Genomic DNA, 16380 nt, shown 5'->3' on the forward strand with positions numbered 1-16380 from the left:
ACCCCAAAAGTGTCAACCATGTCCCCGAACAGGTGTAAGCTATGTCTCCGGGCTAAACACTTCGCTCGCAATGACGGAGGAGAGGGCGCGGACTACTCGTTCGCCACGCGGCGGCAGTGCTCCCACGCGGCGTGGATCAGGTTCTCGCTCGCCTCGGGCGTTCGGAACGCCGAGTGTGCCGACAGTGTCACGTTGGGGATCGTGGTCAGCACGTGGCCGGCCGGCAGCGGCTCGGTGGTGAAGACGTCCAGGCCGGCGTGGCGGATCTGGCCGGAGCGGAGCGCGTCGATCATCGCGGGCTCGTCGACGATGGCGGCGCGGGCGGTGTTCACGAAGATCACGCCCTTGCGCATCTGCGCGATGCGCTCGCGCGACAGGAAGCCGCGGGTCTCGTCGTTGAGCAGAAGATGCAGCGAGACGACGTGGCTGTTCTGGAGCAGCGTCTCGAGTTCGACGAACTCCACACCGGGATGGCTCTTCGGCGAGCGGTTCCAGGCGATCACCTTCATGCCGCTGCCCGAAGCGATGCGCGCGACTTCCGCGGCGATGCCGCCGAAGCCGATCAGGCCGAGCGTCTTGCCGGTGAGCTGCATGCCGTCGTCACGCAGCCAGTTGCCGGCGCGCATCTCGCGGTCCATCTGTGCGATGCCGCGGGCAGAGGCCCACATCAGCGCGATGGCGGCTTCGGCAACCGCGGTGTCGCCGTAGCCCTTGATCAGATGCACGGTGATGCCGAGCTCGGCGAGCTCCTCCGGGTTCATGTAGCTGCGTGCGCCGGTGCCCAGGAAGACGACGTGCTTGAGCCCCTTGCATTGCCTCGCGACGTCGGTCGGGAGCGCGGTGTGATCGACCACGCCGATCTCGGCGCCGTCGAGGATCGCCGGCCAGTCCTCCGGCTTGATGTCGGGGTCGAGATGCACGCGCATCTCGGGATCGCCGGATTTGCGCTGCCGCTCGAAGATCTCGGCAAGCGAGTCGTTGGCGTCGATGAAAACTCCGCGCACGGATACCTCCTGACGAGCCCCGATGAGACAAGATGGGGCAGGGCAACTCAATGTGGTTCAACTTGAAGCATCTCGGGCCTCATGGTTCGAGACGCGCCTTCGGCGCTCCTCACCATGAGGGGAAGCAGCGACATCGAAGACTCTCCCCTCATCCTGAGGAGCCGCGCAGCGGCGTCTCGAAGGATGAGGCCCTAGACAAGCCCGCGAGCGTCAGCCCGTCACGACGCCACGCCGGCCAGCGACAGCACCGTGTGCAGCAGCACATTCGCGCCAGCGGCGCAGTCGGATTGGGTGGCGTCCTCGAGCTCGTTGTGGCTGATGCCGTCCTTGCAGGGGACGAACACCATGGCGGCGGGCATGATGGTGTTGAGGTTGCAGGCATCGTGGCCGGCGCCGGAGGTGATGCGGCGGTGCGCATAGCCGAGCGTGCCGGCGGCGCGCTCGACGGCATCGACCAGCTTCGGATCAAAATGGGTCGGCGGCTTGCGCCAGACCTGGTCGATTGCGATCTCGACCTTGCGCTTCTTCGAAATCTCGCCCGCAGCCGCGCGCAGGCTGGCATCGAGTGCCTCCAAGGTGTCGGCATTGGCGCTGCGGCAATCGATGGTGAAGGCGATCTCGCCGGGAATGACGTTGCGCGAGGGATTGGCGATGACCGCCTCGCCGATGGTGGCGACCGCGTTCGGCCCGAGCCTGATCGCGATCTGCTCCAGGGTCAGCGCGAACTCCGACAGCGCCAGCAGTGCGTCGCGGCGCAGCGGCATCGGTGTCGAGCCGGCATGGCTCTCGAAGCCCGTGACCTTGCCGTCGTACCAGAACACGCCCTGGCCGTGATCGACCACGCCGATGGTCTTGTTCTCGGCCTCCAGGATCGGGCCCTGCTCGATATGCAGCTCGACGAAGCCGGAGAATTTCTGCGTGCCGACCTTGGCCGCGCCGCGATAGCCGATGCTGTCCAGCGCCTGGCCTACGGTTGTGCCCTCGGCATCCTTGCGCGACAAAATGTCGTCCACCGTGAAGTCGCCGACATAGGCGGCGGAGGCCATCATCGCCGGCGCGAAGCGCGAGCCTTCTTCATTGGTCCAGTTGACGATGCACAGCGGCGCGTCGGTCTCGATGCCGGCATCGTTGAGCGTGCGGATCACTTCGAGCGCGCCGAGCGTGCCCAGAATGCCGTCGAACTTGCCGCCGGTCGGCTGGGTGTCGAGATGCGAGCCGAGCCCGACCGGCGCCTTGGACATGTCGCGACCCTTGCGCACGCCAAACATCGAGCCGAGCGCGTCGACATGCACCTCGAGCCCGGCGTCCTCGCACGCCTTCCGGAACCAGTCGCGGACCTGCTTGTCCTCCTGGCTCAGGGTCAGCCGGCGCACGCCGCCCTTCGGCGTGCCGCCGAACTTGGCGGTCTCGTGGATGCTGTCCCAGAGGCGGGCGGAATCGATCTGCAGATTGGTGACGGCGCGGCTCATGCTTGACATCCCTGTACTCCGGCATCCTGTCCATCGCGCGCCGCGGCGAGCGCGTCAACCGATGCGGAGGGATGGCTGGCCGTCTGCGCCGTCCGGGCTGCGAGCTCTGCGACGCGCTCGATCGCGACCATCTCGGGAGATGACAGCCAGCTCGCGGTGAAGGTCAGCGGCGGAATCCGCAAGTCCGTCTTCAGCTCCTGCAGCCGGCCGCGCTCGATCTCATGCGCGACGATCGCCGCGGGAATGACGGCGACGCCGAGGCCCTCGACCGCCATGTGGATCACGGTTGCCAGCGAGGCGCTGGCGTGCAGCCGCATCGGCGGCAGATGCGGGCGGTTGAACAGCGAGCGCACATTGTCATAGGGCTGGGTGTTGCGCGGAAAGGTGATGATCGGGAAGCGCGCCATCTGCTCGGCGGTGACCACGCCCGTGCCGAAGCCGAGGGCAGGGCTGGCGAGGAAGCTGATCGGATAATCGCACAGCACGCGGCTGCGGATGCCGGACTCGGACGGCGCGCCCAGTGCGAAGGCGAGCTCGATCTCCTGTGCCAAAAGCCGCGCGTGCAGATGCGGCGTGACGTCGACCTCGATCTCCAGCGACAGGTTCGGATAGCTCTCGTTGACGCTCTTGATCAGCCGCGGCAACCAGTCATGCACGATGGTCTCGGCGACGCCGAGCCGCAGCACGCCGCGCATCGCCGAGCGGTCGCCGACCTCCGCCAGCATCTCCGCGCGCAGGCCGATCAGCTTCTCGGCATAGACCAGCATCTGCCGGCCGACCGCGGTCGGCGAGGCCACGCGATGGTCGCGGTTGAGCAGCTTGACGCCGAGCTCGCGCTCGAGCTGGGCGATGCGCTGGGAGATGGCCGGCTGGGTGGTGTTCAGGCGCTGCGCCGCGCCGCGGAAGCTGCCGAGCTTCACCACCCAGAGAAAGGTCTCGATGGAACGGAAATCCAACATCGCGCCCCGCTCGGATCAATTTGTTTTATCGATCCTGATTAAAAACGAAGATTAGACTTTATAGAATGGCTGATGTTCAGTGAGTTTGTCGAGATATTAGGCAAGTGGCACAAATGACTGTTTCTGCGGCATTGCAGCAATCAGCGAGCGAGACAGACCTTCTCCCGAGCCATCAGGCCCGCCTGGACTATCGCACCGGCAAGGGCTGGAGCACCGCCGGCGTCGCCAATGGCTTCGTGCAGGGCAATCTGGCGATCCTGCCCGAGCAGTACGCCGGCGCCTTCCACCGGTTCTGCCAGCTCAATCCGAAGCCGTGCCCGATCATCGGCATGTCCGATCCGGGCAATCCTCATATTCCGGCACTCGGCGCCGATCTCGACATCCGCACCGACGTGCCGCGCTACCGCGTCTGGCGCGACGGCGAGATGGTGGAGGAGCCGACCGACCTGATGTCGCATTGGCGCGACGACCTCGTCACCTTCGTGCTCGGCTGCTCGTTCTCCTTCGAGGAGGCGCTGATGGCCGACGGCCTGCCGATCCGCCACATCGAGCAGGGCTGCCGCGTGCCGATGTATCGCACCAACATCGCCTGCACGCCGTCCGGCCCGTTCGCCGGCCCGATGGTGGTGTCGATGCGTCCGTTCAAGCCGGCGCAGGCGATCCGCGCCGTGCAGATCACGACGCGCTTTCCGGCCGTGCACGGCGCGCCGGTGCATCTCGGTCTTCCCGAACAGATCGGCATCGCCGACATCAACAAGCCGGACTACGGCGATCCGGTGCCGGTCGGCTCAGACGAAATTCCCGTTTTCTGGGCCTGCGGGGTGACGCCGCAGGCGGTCATCGCCGCGGCCAAGCTGCCCTTCGCCATCACCCACGCGCCGGGGCTGATGCTGATCACCGATCTCAGGAACAAGGATCTCGCCGTCCTCTAATCAGGCAGCCTTTAATCAGGCAGTCTTGCTGCTTATTGAGCCTTTACCACCGATCTCAACCGCTTCATCGATGCGCTTTCATCAGAGGATCTTGCCATGACCATCACGCGCCGAAACGTCCTGCTTGGAGCCACCGCTGCCGCCGCGCTCGGCCCGATCGCCGCCCGCGCCCAGACCTCGGAAGTGAAGATCGGCGTCATCTATCCGTTCTCGGGCGCCAGCGCGCAGATCGGCGTCGACGCGCAGCGCGCGTTCGAGACGGCGGCCGAGATCATCAACGGCAAGTATGATTACGACCTGCCGCTCGCGCGCACCGAAGGGCTGCCGGGCCTCGGTGGCGCCAAGATCAAGCTGGTGTTCGCCGACCACCAGGCCGACCCGCAGAAGGGCCGCGCCGAGGCCGAGCGCCTGATCACCCAGGAGAAGGTCGCCGCCGTCATCGGCTCGTATCAGAGCGCCGTCGCGGTGACCGCGAGCCAGATCTGCGAGCGCTACCAGATCCCGTATCTCTCCGCCGACAACTCCTCGCCGAGCCTGCATCGCCGCGGCCTGAAGTATTATTTCCGCGCCGCGCCGCATGACGAGATGTTCTCGCAGGCGATGTTCGATTTCTTCGACATGATGAAGAAGAAGGGCACCAAGATCGACACGCTCGCGCTGTTCCACGAGGACACCATCTTCGGCACCGATTCAAGCAACGCCCAGCTCAAGCTCGCCCAGGAGCGCGGCTACAAGGTCGTCGCGGACATCAAGTACCGCGCCAACTCGCCGTCGCTGTCGGCCGAGGTGCAGCAGCTGAAGGCCGCCAACGCCGACGTGCTGATGCCGTCGAGCTACACCACCGACGGCATCCTGCTGGTCAAGACCATGGCCGAGCTCGGCTACAAGCCGAATGCGATCGTCGCGCAGGACGCCGGCTTCTCGGAAAAGGCGCTGTATGACGCCGTCGGCGACAAGCTCGAAGGCGTGATCTCGCGCGGCTCGTTCTCGCTCGATCTCGCCGCCAAGCGGCCGATGGTCGGCAAGATCAACGACATGTTCAAGGCGAAGTCGGGCAAGGACTTCAACGACTACTCGTCGCGCCAGTTCATGGGCCTGATCGTGATGGCGGATGCCATCAACCGCGCCAAGTCGACCGACGGCGAGAAGATCCGCGACGCGCTCGCCGCCACCGACATGCCGGGCGAGGCGACCATCATGCCGTGGAAGCGGGTGAAGTTCGACGAGAACGGCCAGAACAACGACGCCGATCCGGTGCTGCTGCAATATGTCGGCGGCAAGTTCGTCACGATCTTCCCGACACAGGCCGCGGTCGCCGAAGCCAGCTGGCCGATGAAGTAATCAACTCGGATGTCGTCCCGGGCAAGCCGCGATGCGCGCCAGCGCGTGGCGGCGCCGACCTGGGACCCATACGCCGAGGCCGTGGTTGGACGATGATCGGCTGTCGTCGTGCCCCACACAAACAGTGGTGGTTATGGGTCCTGGCGTTCGCCAGGACGACACCCCGAGTCACATCGAGAGTGGGGCAAGATCTGTGACAGCAGAAACAATCATCCAAAGTCTCGCCAGCGGCCTGTTGATGGGCCTGCTCTATGGCCTGATCGCCGTGGGACTGGCGCTCATCTTCGGCCTGATGGACGTCGTGAATTTCGCCCATGGCGAGTTCCTGATGATCGCGATGTATGCGAGCTTCTTCCTGTTCGCCTATTTCGCGCTCGATCCGCTGCTGGCGGCGCCGCTGGTCGCAGCCGCCCTGTTCGTGTTCGGGGCGGTGGTCTATCTGCTGATCGTCAGATTTGCGGTCAGGGCCAAGGCCAACACCGGCATGGTGCAGATCTTCTCCACCTTCGGTCTCGCCGTCCTGATGCGCGGCGTCGCGCAGTATTTCTTCACCCCGGACTATCGCAGCATTCCGCACTCATGGCTGGGCGGCAAGACGATCTCGATCGCCGGCATCTACCTTCCGCAGCCGCAGCTGGTCGGTGCTCTCATTGCGATCGCGGCCTTCGCCGGCCTGTATTTCTTCATCCACCGCACCGATTTCGGCCGCGCGCTTGAGGCGACGCGTGAGGATGCCGGTGCGGTGGCGCTGGTCGGCATCGACAAGAACAAGGTGTTCGCGCTCGGTTGGGGTCTTGGTGCGGCGCTGGTCGGACTCGCCGGTGCGGTCATGTCGATCTTCTTCTATGTGTTCCCCGACGTCGGCGCGTCGTTTGCGACCATCGCCTATGTCACGGTGGCACTCGGCGGCTTCGGCAGCGTGTTCGGCGCGTTCGCCGGCGGCATCGTGGTCGGTCTCGTCGAGGCCACCACCACCTTGATCATGCCGCCGTCGCTGAAGACGGTCGGCATCTACGGTGTCTATCTCCTCGTCGTCTTCATTCGCCCGCGCGGCCTGTTCGGATCCATCTGATGGACAAGGTATTCATTCAACGCCGGCGGCGCGACCTGATCGTCGCCGCATGCCTGGCACTGCTCGCGACCCAGGTGCCGCGCTACGTCACCGATGTGTACATCCAGAACATGATGATCATGACCCTGATGTATGCAGCGCTGTCGCAGAGCTGGAACATCCTGTCCGGGTATTGCGGCCAGATCTCGCTTGGGCACGCGCTGTATTTCGGGCTCGGCGCCTACGTCACCGCGCTTCTGTACACCAAGTTCGGGATGCTGCCCTGGTTCGGCATGTTCGCCGGCGGGCTGCTGTCGGCGGTCATCGCGATGGCGCTCGGCTATCCCTGCTTCCGACTGGGCGGACACTATTTCGTCATTGCCACCATCGTGATCGCGGAGATTGCGCTCGTGCTGTTCCAGAACTGGGAATGGGCGGGAGCAGCGCTCGGCATCACGATCCCGCTGTCGAAGCAGGATAGCTGGCTGACCCTTCAATTCGCCAAGGACAAGCTGCCTTACTTCTACTTCGCGCTCGCTCTGGCCTGCGTCGCCTGGTTCGTGACCTGGTGGCTGGAGGACTCAAAGTGGGGCTATTGGTGGCGGGCCGTGAAGGACAATCCGGTCGCGGCCGAGAGCTTGGGCGTTGTCGTGTTCAATTCCAAGATGGGCGCGGCGGCCGTGTCGGCGTTTCTCGTCGCCGTCGGCGGCGGCTTCTATGCGATGTACGTCACCTACATCGATCCCGAGAGCGTGATGGGCTTCCAGTTCTCGCTGCTGATGGCGCTGCCCGCCGTGCTCGGCGGCATCGGTACCCTCTGGGGCCCGATGCTCGGCGCCGTCATCCTGATCCCGCTGACCGAGCTGACGCGCTCCTATATCGGCGGCTCCGGCCGCGGCGTCGACCTGATCGTCTATGGCGGCCTGATCATCGCGATCTCGCTCGCCCGGCCGCAAGGACTCGTCAGCCTGTTCTCCCGCAAGCCGAAGCGGGGTGCCCAGCCGGTCAGAGAGGCGGTGGCGTCATGACCGCGCTGTTGGAAACGCGCAACATCACCCAGCGCTTCTCGGGACTGACCGCCAATTCGGAAGTCTCGATCTCGGTCGGGCGCGGCGAGATCGTCGGCCTGATCGGGCCGAACGGCGCCGGCAAGTCGACCTTGTTCAACCTGATCGCCGGTGCATTCAAGCCGACCGAAGGCCAGATCATCTTCGACGGCGAGGACGTCACGGCGCTGCCCGCGGCAGAGCGCTGCCAGCGCGGCATCGGCCGCACCTTCCAGGTGGTGAAAAGCTTCGAGAGCATGACGGTGATCGAGAACGTCATCGTCGGCGCGCTCGTTCGCACCACCAATATCCGCGAGGCGCGGCGGAAGGCACATGAGGTGCTGGCCTTCTGCGGGCTCGATGCGCGGGCCGACGTGCTCGCGAGCGACCTCGTGCCGTCGGAGAAGCGGCGGCTCGAAGTGGCGCGCGCGCTCGCGACCGAGCCGAAGCTGCTGCTGCTCGACGAGGTGCTGACCGGCCTGACCCCGGTCGAGTCGCAAAAGGGCGTCGAGCTCGTGCGCCGCGTGCGCGACACCGGCATCACGGTGCTGATGGTCGAGCACGTCATGGAGATCGTGATGCCGCTGGTCGACCGCGCCATCGTGCTCGATCTCGGCAAGGTGCTGATCGAAGGCAGCCCCAAGGACGTCGTCCGCGACCCCAAAGTCATTTCCGCCTATCTTGGAGACCGCCATGCTGTCGGTGCGTGACGTCACCACCGCCTATCAGGGGCTGGTTGCGATCTCGAACGTTTCGATCGACGTCGAGAAGGGCGAGATCGTCTGCGTCGCCGGCGCCAATGGCGCGGGCAAGTCGACGCTGCTGAAGTCCATCGCCGGCGCCGAGCGGCCGCGCGCGGGCAGCGTCACCTTCGATGGCAGCCGCATCGACGGCATGGCGCAGCACCTGATCACGGCCAAAGGGATTGCCTATGTGCCGGAGAACCGCCGGTTGTTCCCGCGGCTCTCGGTGCGCGACAATCTGCGGCTTGGCAGCTATCTCTATCGCAGCGAGGCCAATCGCGAGCAGCCGCTGGAGTTCGTGTTCACGCTGTTCCCGCGCCTGTCCGAGCGGCTCGAGCAGCGTGCGGAGACCCTGTCCGGCGGCGAGCAGCAGATGCTGGCGATCGGCCGCGCGCTGATGACCCGGCCGCGGCTCCTGATGCTCGACGAGCCGTCGCAGGGCATCATGCCGAAGCTGGTCGACGAGATCTTCCAGGCCGTCAAGCGCATCCGCGACGCCGGCATGACGGTGCTCATCGTCGAGCAGCGCATGGCGGAATGCCTGGAGATCGCAGATCGGGCCTACATCCTGCAGACGGGTCGCGTGCTGATGCAGGGGACATCAGCGGAGATCAGCGGCAACAAGGATGTGCGGAAGGCGTATCTGGGGCTTTGAGGCAATGACCTCGTAGGGTGGGCAAAGCGCCGCCGTCAGGCGGCGCGTGCCCACCAGCGGTGCCGATGAGGAAAGACGGTGGGCACGGCGCGGGAGATGGCGTCGTAAATCATCGGAGACTTTGGCGCGCCTTTGCCCACCCTACGCACCGAGCAAAGTCGCGAGACGACGGCGCTGCGAGATACAGCGCCCTCGCCTCTTGTGGGAGAGGGCATGTACGGCCCATCCACGTACGCGGTTGGGTGAGGGGTATCTCTCCGCGAGTGTCGCTCATAGAGAAAAACCCCTCACCCAACCGAGCTTGCTGCGCTGTCCTATATGCCCTCTCCTACAAGGGGCGAGGGCGCATTCACAGGCACCGCGCTCGCTGCTTGTTGTCAAGCTTTGCCACGATGAGTTCGATCGTGACTGCTTTTCGGCGCTGAACTCCTACACCATCCCCTTGCCGGCATCCGAGCCCTGCCGGCGCTGCCGCGCCTGCAGCACCAGAATCACCGACAATGCCGCGAAGATCACCACGAACGACACCGCCGACGTCAGCGTGCCCAGCGCGTAGATGTCGGGCTTGGTGACGGTCGTCGTCAGGCCCTGCAACTCCAGCGGCAGCGTGTTCACCGAGCCGATCGCCTGGCTCGACCGTGCCAGTTCGTCCCAGGACAAAGTGAAGCCGAACAGGCCGATGCCGACCACGGAGGGCAGAATGATCGGCAGCACGACGTGGCGGAAGGTCTGCCAGGGCGTGGCGCCGAGGTCGCGGGCGGCTTCCTCCAGACGGCCGTCGAAGCGGTTGAAGATCGCGAACATGATCAGCAGGCCGAACGGCAGGGTCCAGGTGAGATGCGCACCTAAGCCCGAGGTGAACAGGCCCATGGCGGTGGTGTAGCCATCGGCGAGCCAGCCCAGGCCAAGGTCGGCGCCGTGCTTGTTGACGAAGTCGTCGATCAGCCGGAACTCCAGCGCGATGCCGAGCGAGGTGATGATCGACGGCATGATCAGGCTGGCGATCGCGGTGTAGAACAGGATCGAGGCGCCGCGGAAGGGCTTGCGGAACGCCATGCCGGCGGCGACCGACAGCACCACGGTGATCACCATCACAACGAGGCCGAGCGCCAGCGAGCGCCTGAACGCGGCGCCGATGTCGACGATGCCGCCGCCGGAAAACACCTTGGCGAACCAGGTCAGCGAGACGCCGTTCATCGGAAACGTCAGGCCGCCGTCCGGTCCCTGGAACGACAGGATGTAGATCGCGATCATCGGTCCGTAAAGAAATAGGACATAGGCGGCAAAGAACAGGGCGAGGATGTAGAAGGAGCGGGGGCGCTTGTCTCCCATCTCAGAGCTCCTTGCGCACGTCGACGATCCGCGTCAGCGCGGAGATGATGATGATGGTGATGCCGAGCAGGATCACGGCGTTGGCCGCGGCGGCCGGGAATTGCAGCGCCGACAGCCGGGACTCGATGATCTTGCCGGCGGAGGCGATCTGCTGGCCTCCCATCACGCCGATGGTGACGAAGTCGCCCATCACGATGGTGATGACGAAGATCGAGCCGATGACGATGCCCGGCTTCGCCAAGGGAATGATGATGTTGACCAGCGTCTGCCAGCCCGACGCCCCGGCGTCATAGGCGGCCTCGATCAGGCGCTTGTCGATGCGGATCATCGAATTGAAGATCGGCACCACCATGAAGAAGGTGAACAGGTGGACCAGCGCCAGCACCACCGAGAATTCCGAGAACAGCAGCCATTCGACCGGCTTGTTGACCACGCCGGCGCCGATCAGCCCCTGGTTGACGAGGCCGTTGCGGCCAAGCAGGGGAATCCAGGCGATCATCCGGATCACGTTGGAAGTCCAGAACGGGATCGTGCACAACAGCGACAGCACGATCTGCCAGGTCTTGCTGCGGACGTGGAAGGCAAGGAAATAGGCGACCCAGAAGCCGATCATCAAGGTCAGGCCCCAGGTGAGCAGGCACAGCTTCAGCGTCTTCAGATATGTCTTCAGGATCGTGCACAGCTCGGGCAGGTTTGCGACGCAGCCCTCGAAGGTGTCGGTGTAGCCGCGGAAGCTGAACGCCGGGATCATCTCATATTCGTTGTAGTCCCACGCACTGACGACGACGACGAGCACGAGCGGCAGCAGGAAGAACAGCGCGAACACCAGCATCATCGGACCGGCCTGCAGCCAGGCGATCGAGCGCATGGTGATCTTGCGGAAGGTGCTCTCCGCGGGCGCAAGGCTATCGGGCGAATTGTCGATCGTCACGGCCACGGATGCAACCTGTCGTGCTGTGTGCGGAGAAAAAGGCAAGACGACCTGCCGCGCCGCAAAGCACGGCGCGGCAGGTCGGGATCGTCACATCAGGCGGCGATGAACTCGTTCCACTTGCGGACCATGTAGTCGTTCTCGTCCATGACGGCGTTCCAGCAGACGACGGCGCCCATGCGGTCGTCGTAGGAGCCGCCGTCGCGCACGGCGCCGGCCTTCTCCATCAGCGTGCCATCCGGCGCCTTGATGTCGGCCTTCGCAGGCTTGCCTTCCATCCAGTAGCCCCACTCGTCCTCGGTCATATTGGCCTTGGCGGTGGAGAGCACGGCCGAGTAGTAGCCCTGGCGGTTGAGATAGGCGCCGGCCCAGCCGGACAGGTACCAGTTGACGAACTCATAGGCCCAGTCGAGCTTCGGTCCGCCGGCCACCGCCTTGGAGACGCAGAAGCCGGAAGCCCAGGAGCGGTAGCCTTCCTTGAGCGGCTGGAAGGTGCAGGCGATGCCCATCGAGCGCACCTTGGTCACAGCGGGTGACCACATCGACTGGATCACGGTCTCGCCCGAGGCCATCAGGTTGACGGACTCGTTGAAGTCCTTCCAGAACGCGCGGAACTGGCCGGCCTTCTTGGCCTCGGTCAGCACCTTCATCGTCAGGTCGATCTCGGCCTTGGTCATGTTGCCCTTGTCGGCATATTTGTACTGGCCGGTCGCCTCGACGACGAGGGCGGCGTCCATGATGCCGATCGACGGGATGTTGAGGATCGAGGCCTTGCCCTTGAATTCGGGGTTGAGCAGCTCGGCCCAGGAGTTGATCGGGCGCTTGATCAGGTCGGGGCGGATGCCGAGCGTGTCGGCGTTGTACACGGTCGGGATCAGCGTGACCCATTCGGTCGGGGTGGCCGAGAAGGTCTTGGAGTTCGGCCCGTCGAGATAGAGCACCTTCCACGGCGCGGTGCCCTGACCGCCGATCTTCTTGCCGTTGGGCAGCTCGCCCTTGGTGAACACCGGCGTGATGTTGTCGAATTCCTTGATCTTGCGTGCATCGAGCGGGAAGATGTTGCCCGATGGCACCAGCTTCTTCAGCGAGAAATATTCGGTGTCGAGCACGTCGAACGAGTTCGGCTGGGTGATGACGCGCTTGGTCACGTCGTCCGTCGTCGCCGTGATGTATTCGATCTTGATGCCGGTGTCGGCGAGGCACTTCTTGGAGATCTCGTCGCCCTCGTTCACCGCTGTGCCGAGATAGCGTAGCACCTTGGCATCGGCGGCGTGGACGTAGGGCGCGCTGAGCAGCGTGCCCGAGCCGGCGAGACCGGCGACGCCCGCCGCGCCCTTGAGCAGCGAACGGCGGCTGATGGATGTTGTCTTCGATCGATCGGTCATGATCATCTCCTTGGGAAAAGCAGGCAAACGAAATCAGGCGACCAGCTCGGCAGCCGGCGTGGCTGTTGCGGCGGGGCGGGAAGTCAGGGCATCGGCGAGCGCCGGATTCCAGGTCACGACGACGCGCTCGCCGATCACGTGGGTCTGTGCATCGAACTGATCGTCGCTGAGCTGCGCCGAGATCTCGGGGCCACCGTCGGTGGCGACCGCGACCAGCACATAGGTGCCCTGATATTCGATCTTGCTGATCGTGCCCGATACGGCCGGACCGTCGACCGCGGCATTCGGCGCCTTGAGCTGGATGCGGTCGACACGCACGGCGAAGGTCTCGCCGTTCAGCGGAATCACGTTGTGGCCGCCGATGAAGCGGGCGGCGAACTCGGTGCGCGGGTGATTGAAGATCTCGCGCGGGCTGCCCTGCTGCTCGATGCGGCCGCCATTCATCAGCACCACGAGATCGGAAAGCGCCATCGCCTCGTCCTGGCCGTGGGTGACGTGGACGAAGGTGAGGCCGAGCTCGCGTTGCAGCCGCTTCAGCTCGGCGCGCATGCGCAGGCGCAGGAAGGGGTCGAGCGCCGACAGCGGCTCGTCGAGCAGGAGAATTTGCGGCGAGGTGATCAGCGCGCGCGCCAGCGCCACGCGCTGCTGCTGGCCGCCGGAGAGCTGCGCCGGCAGGCGGCCGGCATAGCCCTGCATGTCGACGAGCTCGAGCAGCTCGCGTGCCTTGGCGTGGCGCTCGGGCTTGGAGACGCCTTTCATCTTCAGCGCAAACGCGACGTTGTCGATCACCGACAGATGCGGAAACAGCGCGTAGGACTGGAACATCATCGCCGTGCCGCGCCCGGCGGGCGGCAGCTCGGTGACGTTCCTGGCGCCGACGATGATGTCGCCCGATGTCGCCGATTCATGGCCGGCGATCATGCGCAGGGTGGAGGTTTTGCCGCAGCCGGACGGGCCGAGCAGGCAGCAATAGGAGCCGGCGGGAATCCGCAGGTCGATTGCGTCCACGGCGGTGACGTGACCGTACATCTTCGTCACCTTCACCAGTTCCAAGCTCGCGCCCGCCGCCATCCGCCCTCCGTCGCCCTGTCCCTTATCGGTCATGATCGCAGCTCGCTCCGTCGCGCGGCCGCGATCCGACCCGTCTGACGTCTGCAACGGATATGCCAAGGGCCGCCGCGGGGGCGGCGCAGCCCGGAACGATTGCGCGTTGGGGGAGATGTGTATGCAACGCTCGAAAGGGCAATCCGCGGTCCCGGCGTCAGCCCGCTCAGATCCGCCGCCGATCCGGTCAAACGGCCGCGCCCACGCCGATGTGGAAGCATTTTGCCCTGTCCTTTCGTGGCTCGGGGCGTGCCATACGAAGGGGCTGCAATCGATGGTGGACGAGCGGGGCGCATCCTCGCGCCACGGCAGTGATGGGCTGCCGGTGCCGTCCTTGTTCGACCGATCCATCCCTGATGGCTGCCGCAGCCGCACTTTGCCCGAATATTAGGCATCGTTGTCCTCCTGAGGCAAGGCAGCTTGATGAGCGACAAGGCGGCGCAGGCTCCGCCGTATGCAAGCCGGGTTGACGGGACGCTAGACCCGCCGTGCCCGCGATCTGGCCTGCGCGGCGGCCACCAGCATGCGCTCGGCGATGCCGCGCAGCTCGCTGGCCGCGATCGGATCAGAGGCGGCGAACGCGTCATAGGAGTCGGCTGCGATCGGAAACCAGCGATAGAAGCGGGCCTCCTCGTAGAGCACCCGGACGGCGGCATCGATCTCGGCCGGCGTTGTTGCGAAATAGTGCATGCCCATCATCCGCCGGTGGGTCAGTGATGATCGCTGTGAGGCAGGGTGAGGCCGAACACTTTGACCAGATCGTCGACCTGCTGCGGCGACAAATGACGCGGGTTGAGCCCGCGCAGCAACAGATAGAGCTTTGCGGTCTCCTCGAGCTCCTCCATCGCGAACACGGCGGCTTCCAGCGTGTCACCGGACACGACGGGCCCGTGATTGGCGAGCAGCACGGAGGCGTATTTGCCGGCGAGACCCTTGATGGCATCGGCGACCGCGGGATCGCCGGGACGATGATAGGGCACCAGCGCGGTCTGGCCGCAGCGCATCAAGTAATAAGGTGTCAGCGGCGGCAGCGCGGCGCGCGGATCGATCTCCGGCAGCATCGAGATCGCGACCGAATGCGTCGAGTGCAGGTGCACGACGGCGCGCGCCGCGTCGCGCGTCTGGTACAGCGCCGTGTGCAGCGGCACCTCCTTGGTCGGCGCATCGCCCGAGACCAGATCGCCGCGCGCATCGAGCCGCGACAGGCGGGCCGGATCGAGGAAGCCGAGCGAGGCATTGGTCGGCGTCACCAGCCAGCCGCCGTCATCGAGCCGCACGCTGATGTTGCCGGACGATCCCGGCGTCAGCCCGCGCTCGAACAGCGAGCGACCGAACCGGCAGATGGCCTCGCGAATCGCAGTTTCCGCCACTGGTCTTTCCTCGCATGTCGCTGTTTTGCCGCTTTGTCTCACGCTTTGGCAACGCGGCCAAGCCGTGATACCCAGAGTGCAGTCCGGGGCAACCGGACGTCTCCGGGAAACGCTTCAGGGATCTGCCACATGCCGTCGCCATCGCAATTGAAAGTCGCCGTGATCGGGCTCGGCTCGATGGGGTATGGCATGGCGACCTCGCTCAAGCGCGCAGGCTTCGAGGTGACCGGATGCGATGTCTCGGCCGATAGCGTGGCGCGCTTCGTTGCCGAGGGCGGCAAGGGTGCGAAAACTCCCGTCGAGGCGGCGCGAGGTGCCGACATCGTGGTCAGCGTCGTCGTCAACGCGGCGCAGACCGAGGCCATTCTTTTTGGTCCTGGCGGCGCGGCCGAAACCATGCCGAAGGAGGCCGTGTTCGTCTCCTCCGCGACCATGGATCCCGACGTCGCGCGGCGGCTGGCGAAGCAGCTGGAAGCCACAGGTCGGCACTACCTCGATGCGCCGATCTCCGGCGGCGCGCAGCGCGCCGCGCAAGGCGAGCTGACGATCCTGGCCTCGGGCAGTGCGGCTGCGTTTGCGAAGGCGCGGCCGGCGCTCGATGCGATGGCGGCCAAGCTCTACGAGCTCGGCGATGCCCCGGGGCAGGGCGCCGCGTTCAAGATGATCAACCAGCTGCTCGCCGGCGTGCACATCGCCGCTGCCAGCGAGGCCATCGCCTTCGCCGCCAAGCAGGGGCTCGATATCCGCAAGGTCTATGAGGTCATCACCGCCTCGGCCGGCAATTCCTGGATGTTCGAGAACCGCATGCCGCATGTGCTCGACGGCGACTACACGCCGCGCAGCGCGGTCGAGATCTTCGTCAAGGATCTCGGCATCATCCAGGACATGGCGCGCAACCACCGCTTCCCGGTCCCGGTCTCGGCGGCTGCGCTGCAGATGTTCCTGATGACGGCGGCCGCCGGCATGGGCCGCGACGACGACGCCTCTGTGGCGCGGATGTATGCGCAGGTTACCGGCACGAAATTGCCGGGCTCCTCCAAGTAACAGCACGACGAGTT

General features: G+C 65.3%; 16 protein-coding genes. 7 read left to right on the forward strand and 9 right to left on the reverse strand.

From position 1 onward, the window contains the following. Positions 1-92: 92 nt before the first annotated feature. The 3 genes from ACQR1F_RS27625 to ACQR1F_RS27635 form a co-directional block, all read right to left on the reverse strand. Complete coding sequence (locus ACQR1F_RS27625; protein WP_434914206.1) at positions 93-1004, reverse strand: NAD(P)-dependent oxidoreductase; 912 nt, start codon at positions 1002-1004, stop codon at positions 93-95. A gap of 218 nt (positions 1005-1222) precedes the next feature. Beyond that, entirely contained in the window at positions 1223-2473 is a 1251-nt protein-coding gene (locus ACQR1F_RS27630; protein WP_434914207.1) for a Zn-dependent hydrolase, read from the reverse strand. Continuing rightward, positions 2470-3432 carry a LysR family transcriptional regulator gene (locus ACQR1F_RS27635; protein WP_434914208.1) on the reverse strand — a complete coding sequence of 321 codons (963 nt, stop codon included), beginning with the start codon at positions 3430-3432 and terminating at the stop codon, positions 2470-2472. Before ACQR1F_RS27635 ends, ACQR1F_RS27630 begins: the two co-directional genes overlap by 4 nt. A 113-nt stretch (positions 3433-3545) precedes the next feature. Between ACQR1F_RS27635 and ACQR1F_RS27640 the strand changes: the two genes are divergently transcribed. From ACQR1F_RS27640 to ACQR1F_RS27665, 6 genes are all read left to right on the forward strand, one after another. Then, positions 3546-4364, forward strand: coding sequence for a putative hydro-lyase (locus ACQR1F_RS27640; RefSeq protein WP_434914209.1), 819 nt, complete (start codon positions 3546-3548; stop codon positions 4362-4364). 96 nt (positions 4365-4460) lie between these two features. Next, positions 4461-5705: an ABC transporter substrate-binding protein gene (locus ACQR1F_RS27645; RefSeq protein ID WP_315801335.1), complete on the forward strand. Its 1245-nt coding sequence runs from the start codon at positions 4461-4463 to the stop codon at positions 5703-5705. A 193-nt stretch (positions 5706-5898) separates the two neighbouring features. Then, entirely contained in the window at positions 5899-6777 is an 879-nt protein-coding gene (locus tag ACQR1F_RS27650) for a branched-chain amino acid ABC transporter permease (protein WP_316183455.1), read from the forward strand. After that, positions 6777-7784 carry a branched-chain amino acid ABC transporter permease gene (locus ACQR1F_RS27655; RefSeq protein WP_315801333.1) on the forward strand — a complete coding sequence of 336 codons (1008 nt, stop codon included), beginning with the start codon at positions 6777-6779 and terminating at the stop codon, positions 7782-7784. The genes ACQR1F_RS27650 and ACQR1F_RS27655 overlap by 1 nt, the downstream gene beginning before the upstream one ends. Further along, positions 7781-8512: an ABC transporter ATP-binding protein gene (locus ACQR1F_RS27660; RefSeq protein WP_315801332.1), complete on the forward strand. Its 732-nt coding sequence runs from the start codon at positions 7781-7783 to the stop codon at positions 8510-8512. The genes ACQR1F_RS27655 and ACQR1F_RS27660 overlap by 4 nt, the downstream gene beginning before the upstream one ends. Next, positions 8496-9200: an ABC transporter ATP-binding protein gene (locus tag ACQR1F_RS27665; protein WP_316183453.1), complete on the forward strand. Its 705-nt coding sequence runs from the start codon at positions 8496-8498 to the stop codon at positions 9198-9200. Before ACQR1F_RS27660 ends, ACQR1F_RS27665 begins: the two co-directional genes overlap by 17 nt. Positions 9201-9629: 429 nt before the next feature. Here the strand turns inward: ACQR1F_RS27665 and ACQR1F_RS27670 are convergent, their stop codons facing one another. The 6 genes from ACQR1F_RS27670 to otnC all read right to left on the reverse strand — a co-directional run bounded on the left by ACQR1F_RS27670 (position 9630) and on the right by otnC (position 15322). Then, entirely contained in the window at positions 9630-10532 is a 903-nt protein-coding gene (locus ACQR1F_RS27670; protein WP_434914210.1) for an ABC transporter permease, read from the reverse strand. 1 nt (position 10533) lies between these two features. Further along, complete coding sequence (locus ACQR1F_RS27675; protein WP_434886517.1) at positions 10534-11469, reverse strand: ABC transporter permease; 936 nt, start codon at positions 11467-11469, stop codon at positions 10534-10536. Between the two features lie 89 nt (positions 11470-11558). Continuing rightward, positions 11559-12848: an ABC transporter substrate-binding protein gene (locus ACQR1F_RS27680; protein ID WP_315801328.1), complete on the reverse strand. Its 1290-nt coding sequence runs from the start codon at positions 12846-12848 to the stop codon at positions 11559-11561. A 33-nt stretch (positions 12849-12881) separates the two neighbouring features. Continuing rightward, positions 12882-13919 carry an ABC transporter ATP-binding protein gene (locus ACQR1F_RS27685; protein WP_315801387.1) on the reverse strand — a complete coding sequence of 346 codons (1038 nt, stop codon included), beginning with the start codon at positions 13917-13919 and terminating at the stop codon, positions 12882-12884. Between the two features lie 510 nt (positions 13920-14429). After that, positions 14430-14642, reverse strand: a complete 213-nt coding sequence (locus ACQR1F_RS27690) for a hypothetical protein (protein WP_316239520.1) — start codon at positions 14640-14642, stop codon at positions 14430-14432. Positions 14643-14662: 20 nt separating this feature from the next. After that, complete coding sequence (gene otnC / locus ACQR1F_RS27695; protein ID WP_434847515.1) at positions 14663-15322, reverse strand: 3-oxo-tetronate 4-phosphate decarboxylase; 660 nt, start codon at positions 15320-15322, stop codon at positions 14663-14665. A 129-nt stretch (positions 15323-15451) separates the two neighbouring features. Here otnC and ltnD point away from each other — a divergent pair, with 129 nt between their 5' ends. Further along, positions 15452-16366: an L-threonate dehydrogenase gene (ltnD, locus tag ACQR1F_RS27700; RefSeq protein ID WP_434907003.1), complete on the forward strand. Its 915-nt coding sequence runs from the start codon at positions 15452-15454 to the stop codon at positions 16364-16366. The last annotated feature ends 14 nt before the right edge of the window (positions 16367-16380 follow it).

It is taken from the genome of Bradyrhizobium sp. HKCCYLS3013 (assembly GCF_051167615.1).
Taxonomy (GTDB): domain Bacteria; phylum Pseudomonadota; class Alphaproteobacteria; order Rhizobiales; family Xanthobacteraceae; genus Bradyrhizobium.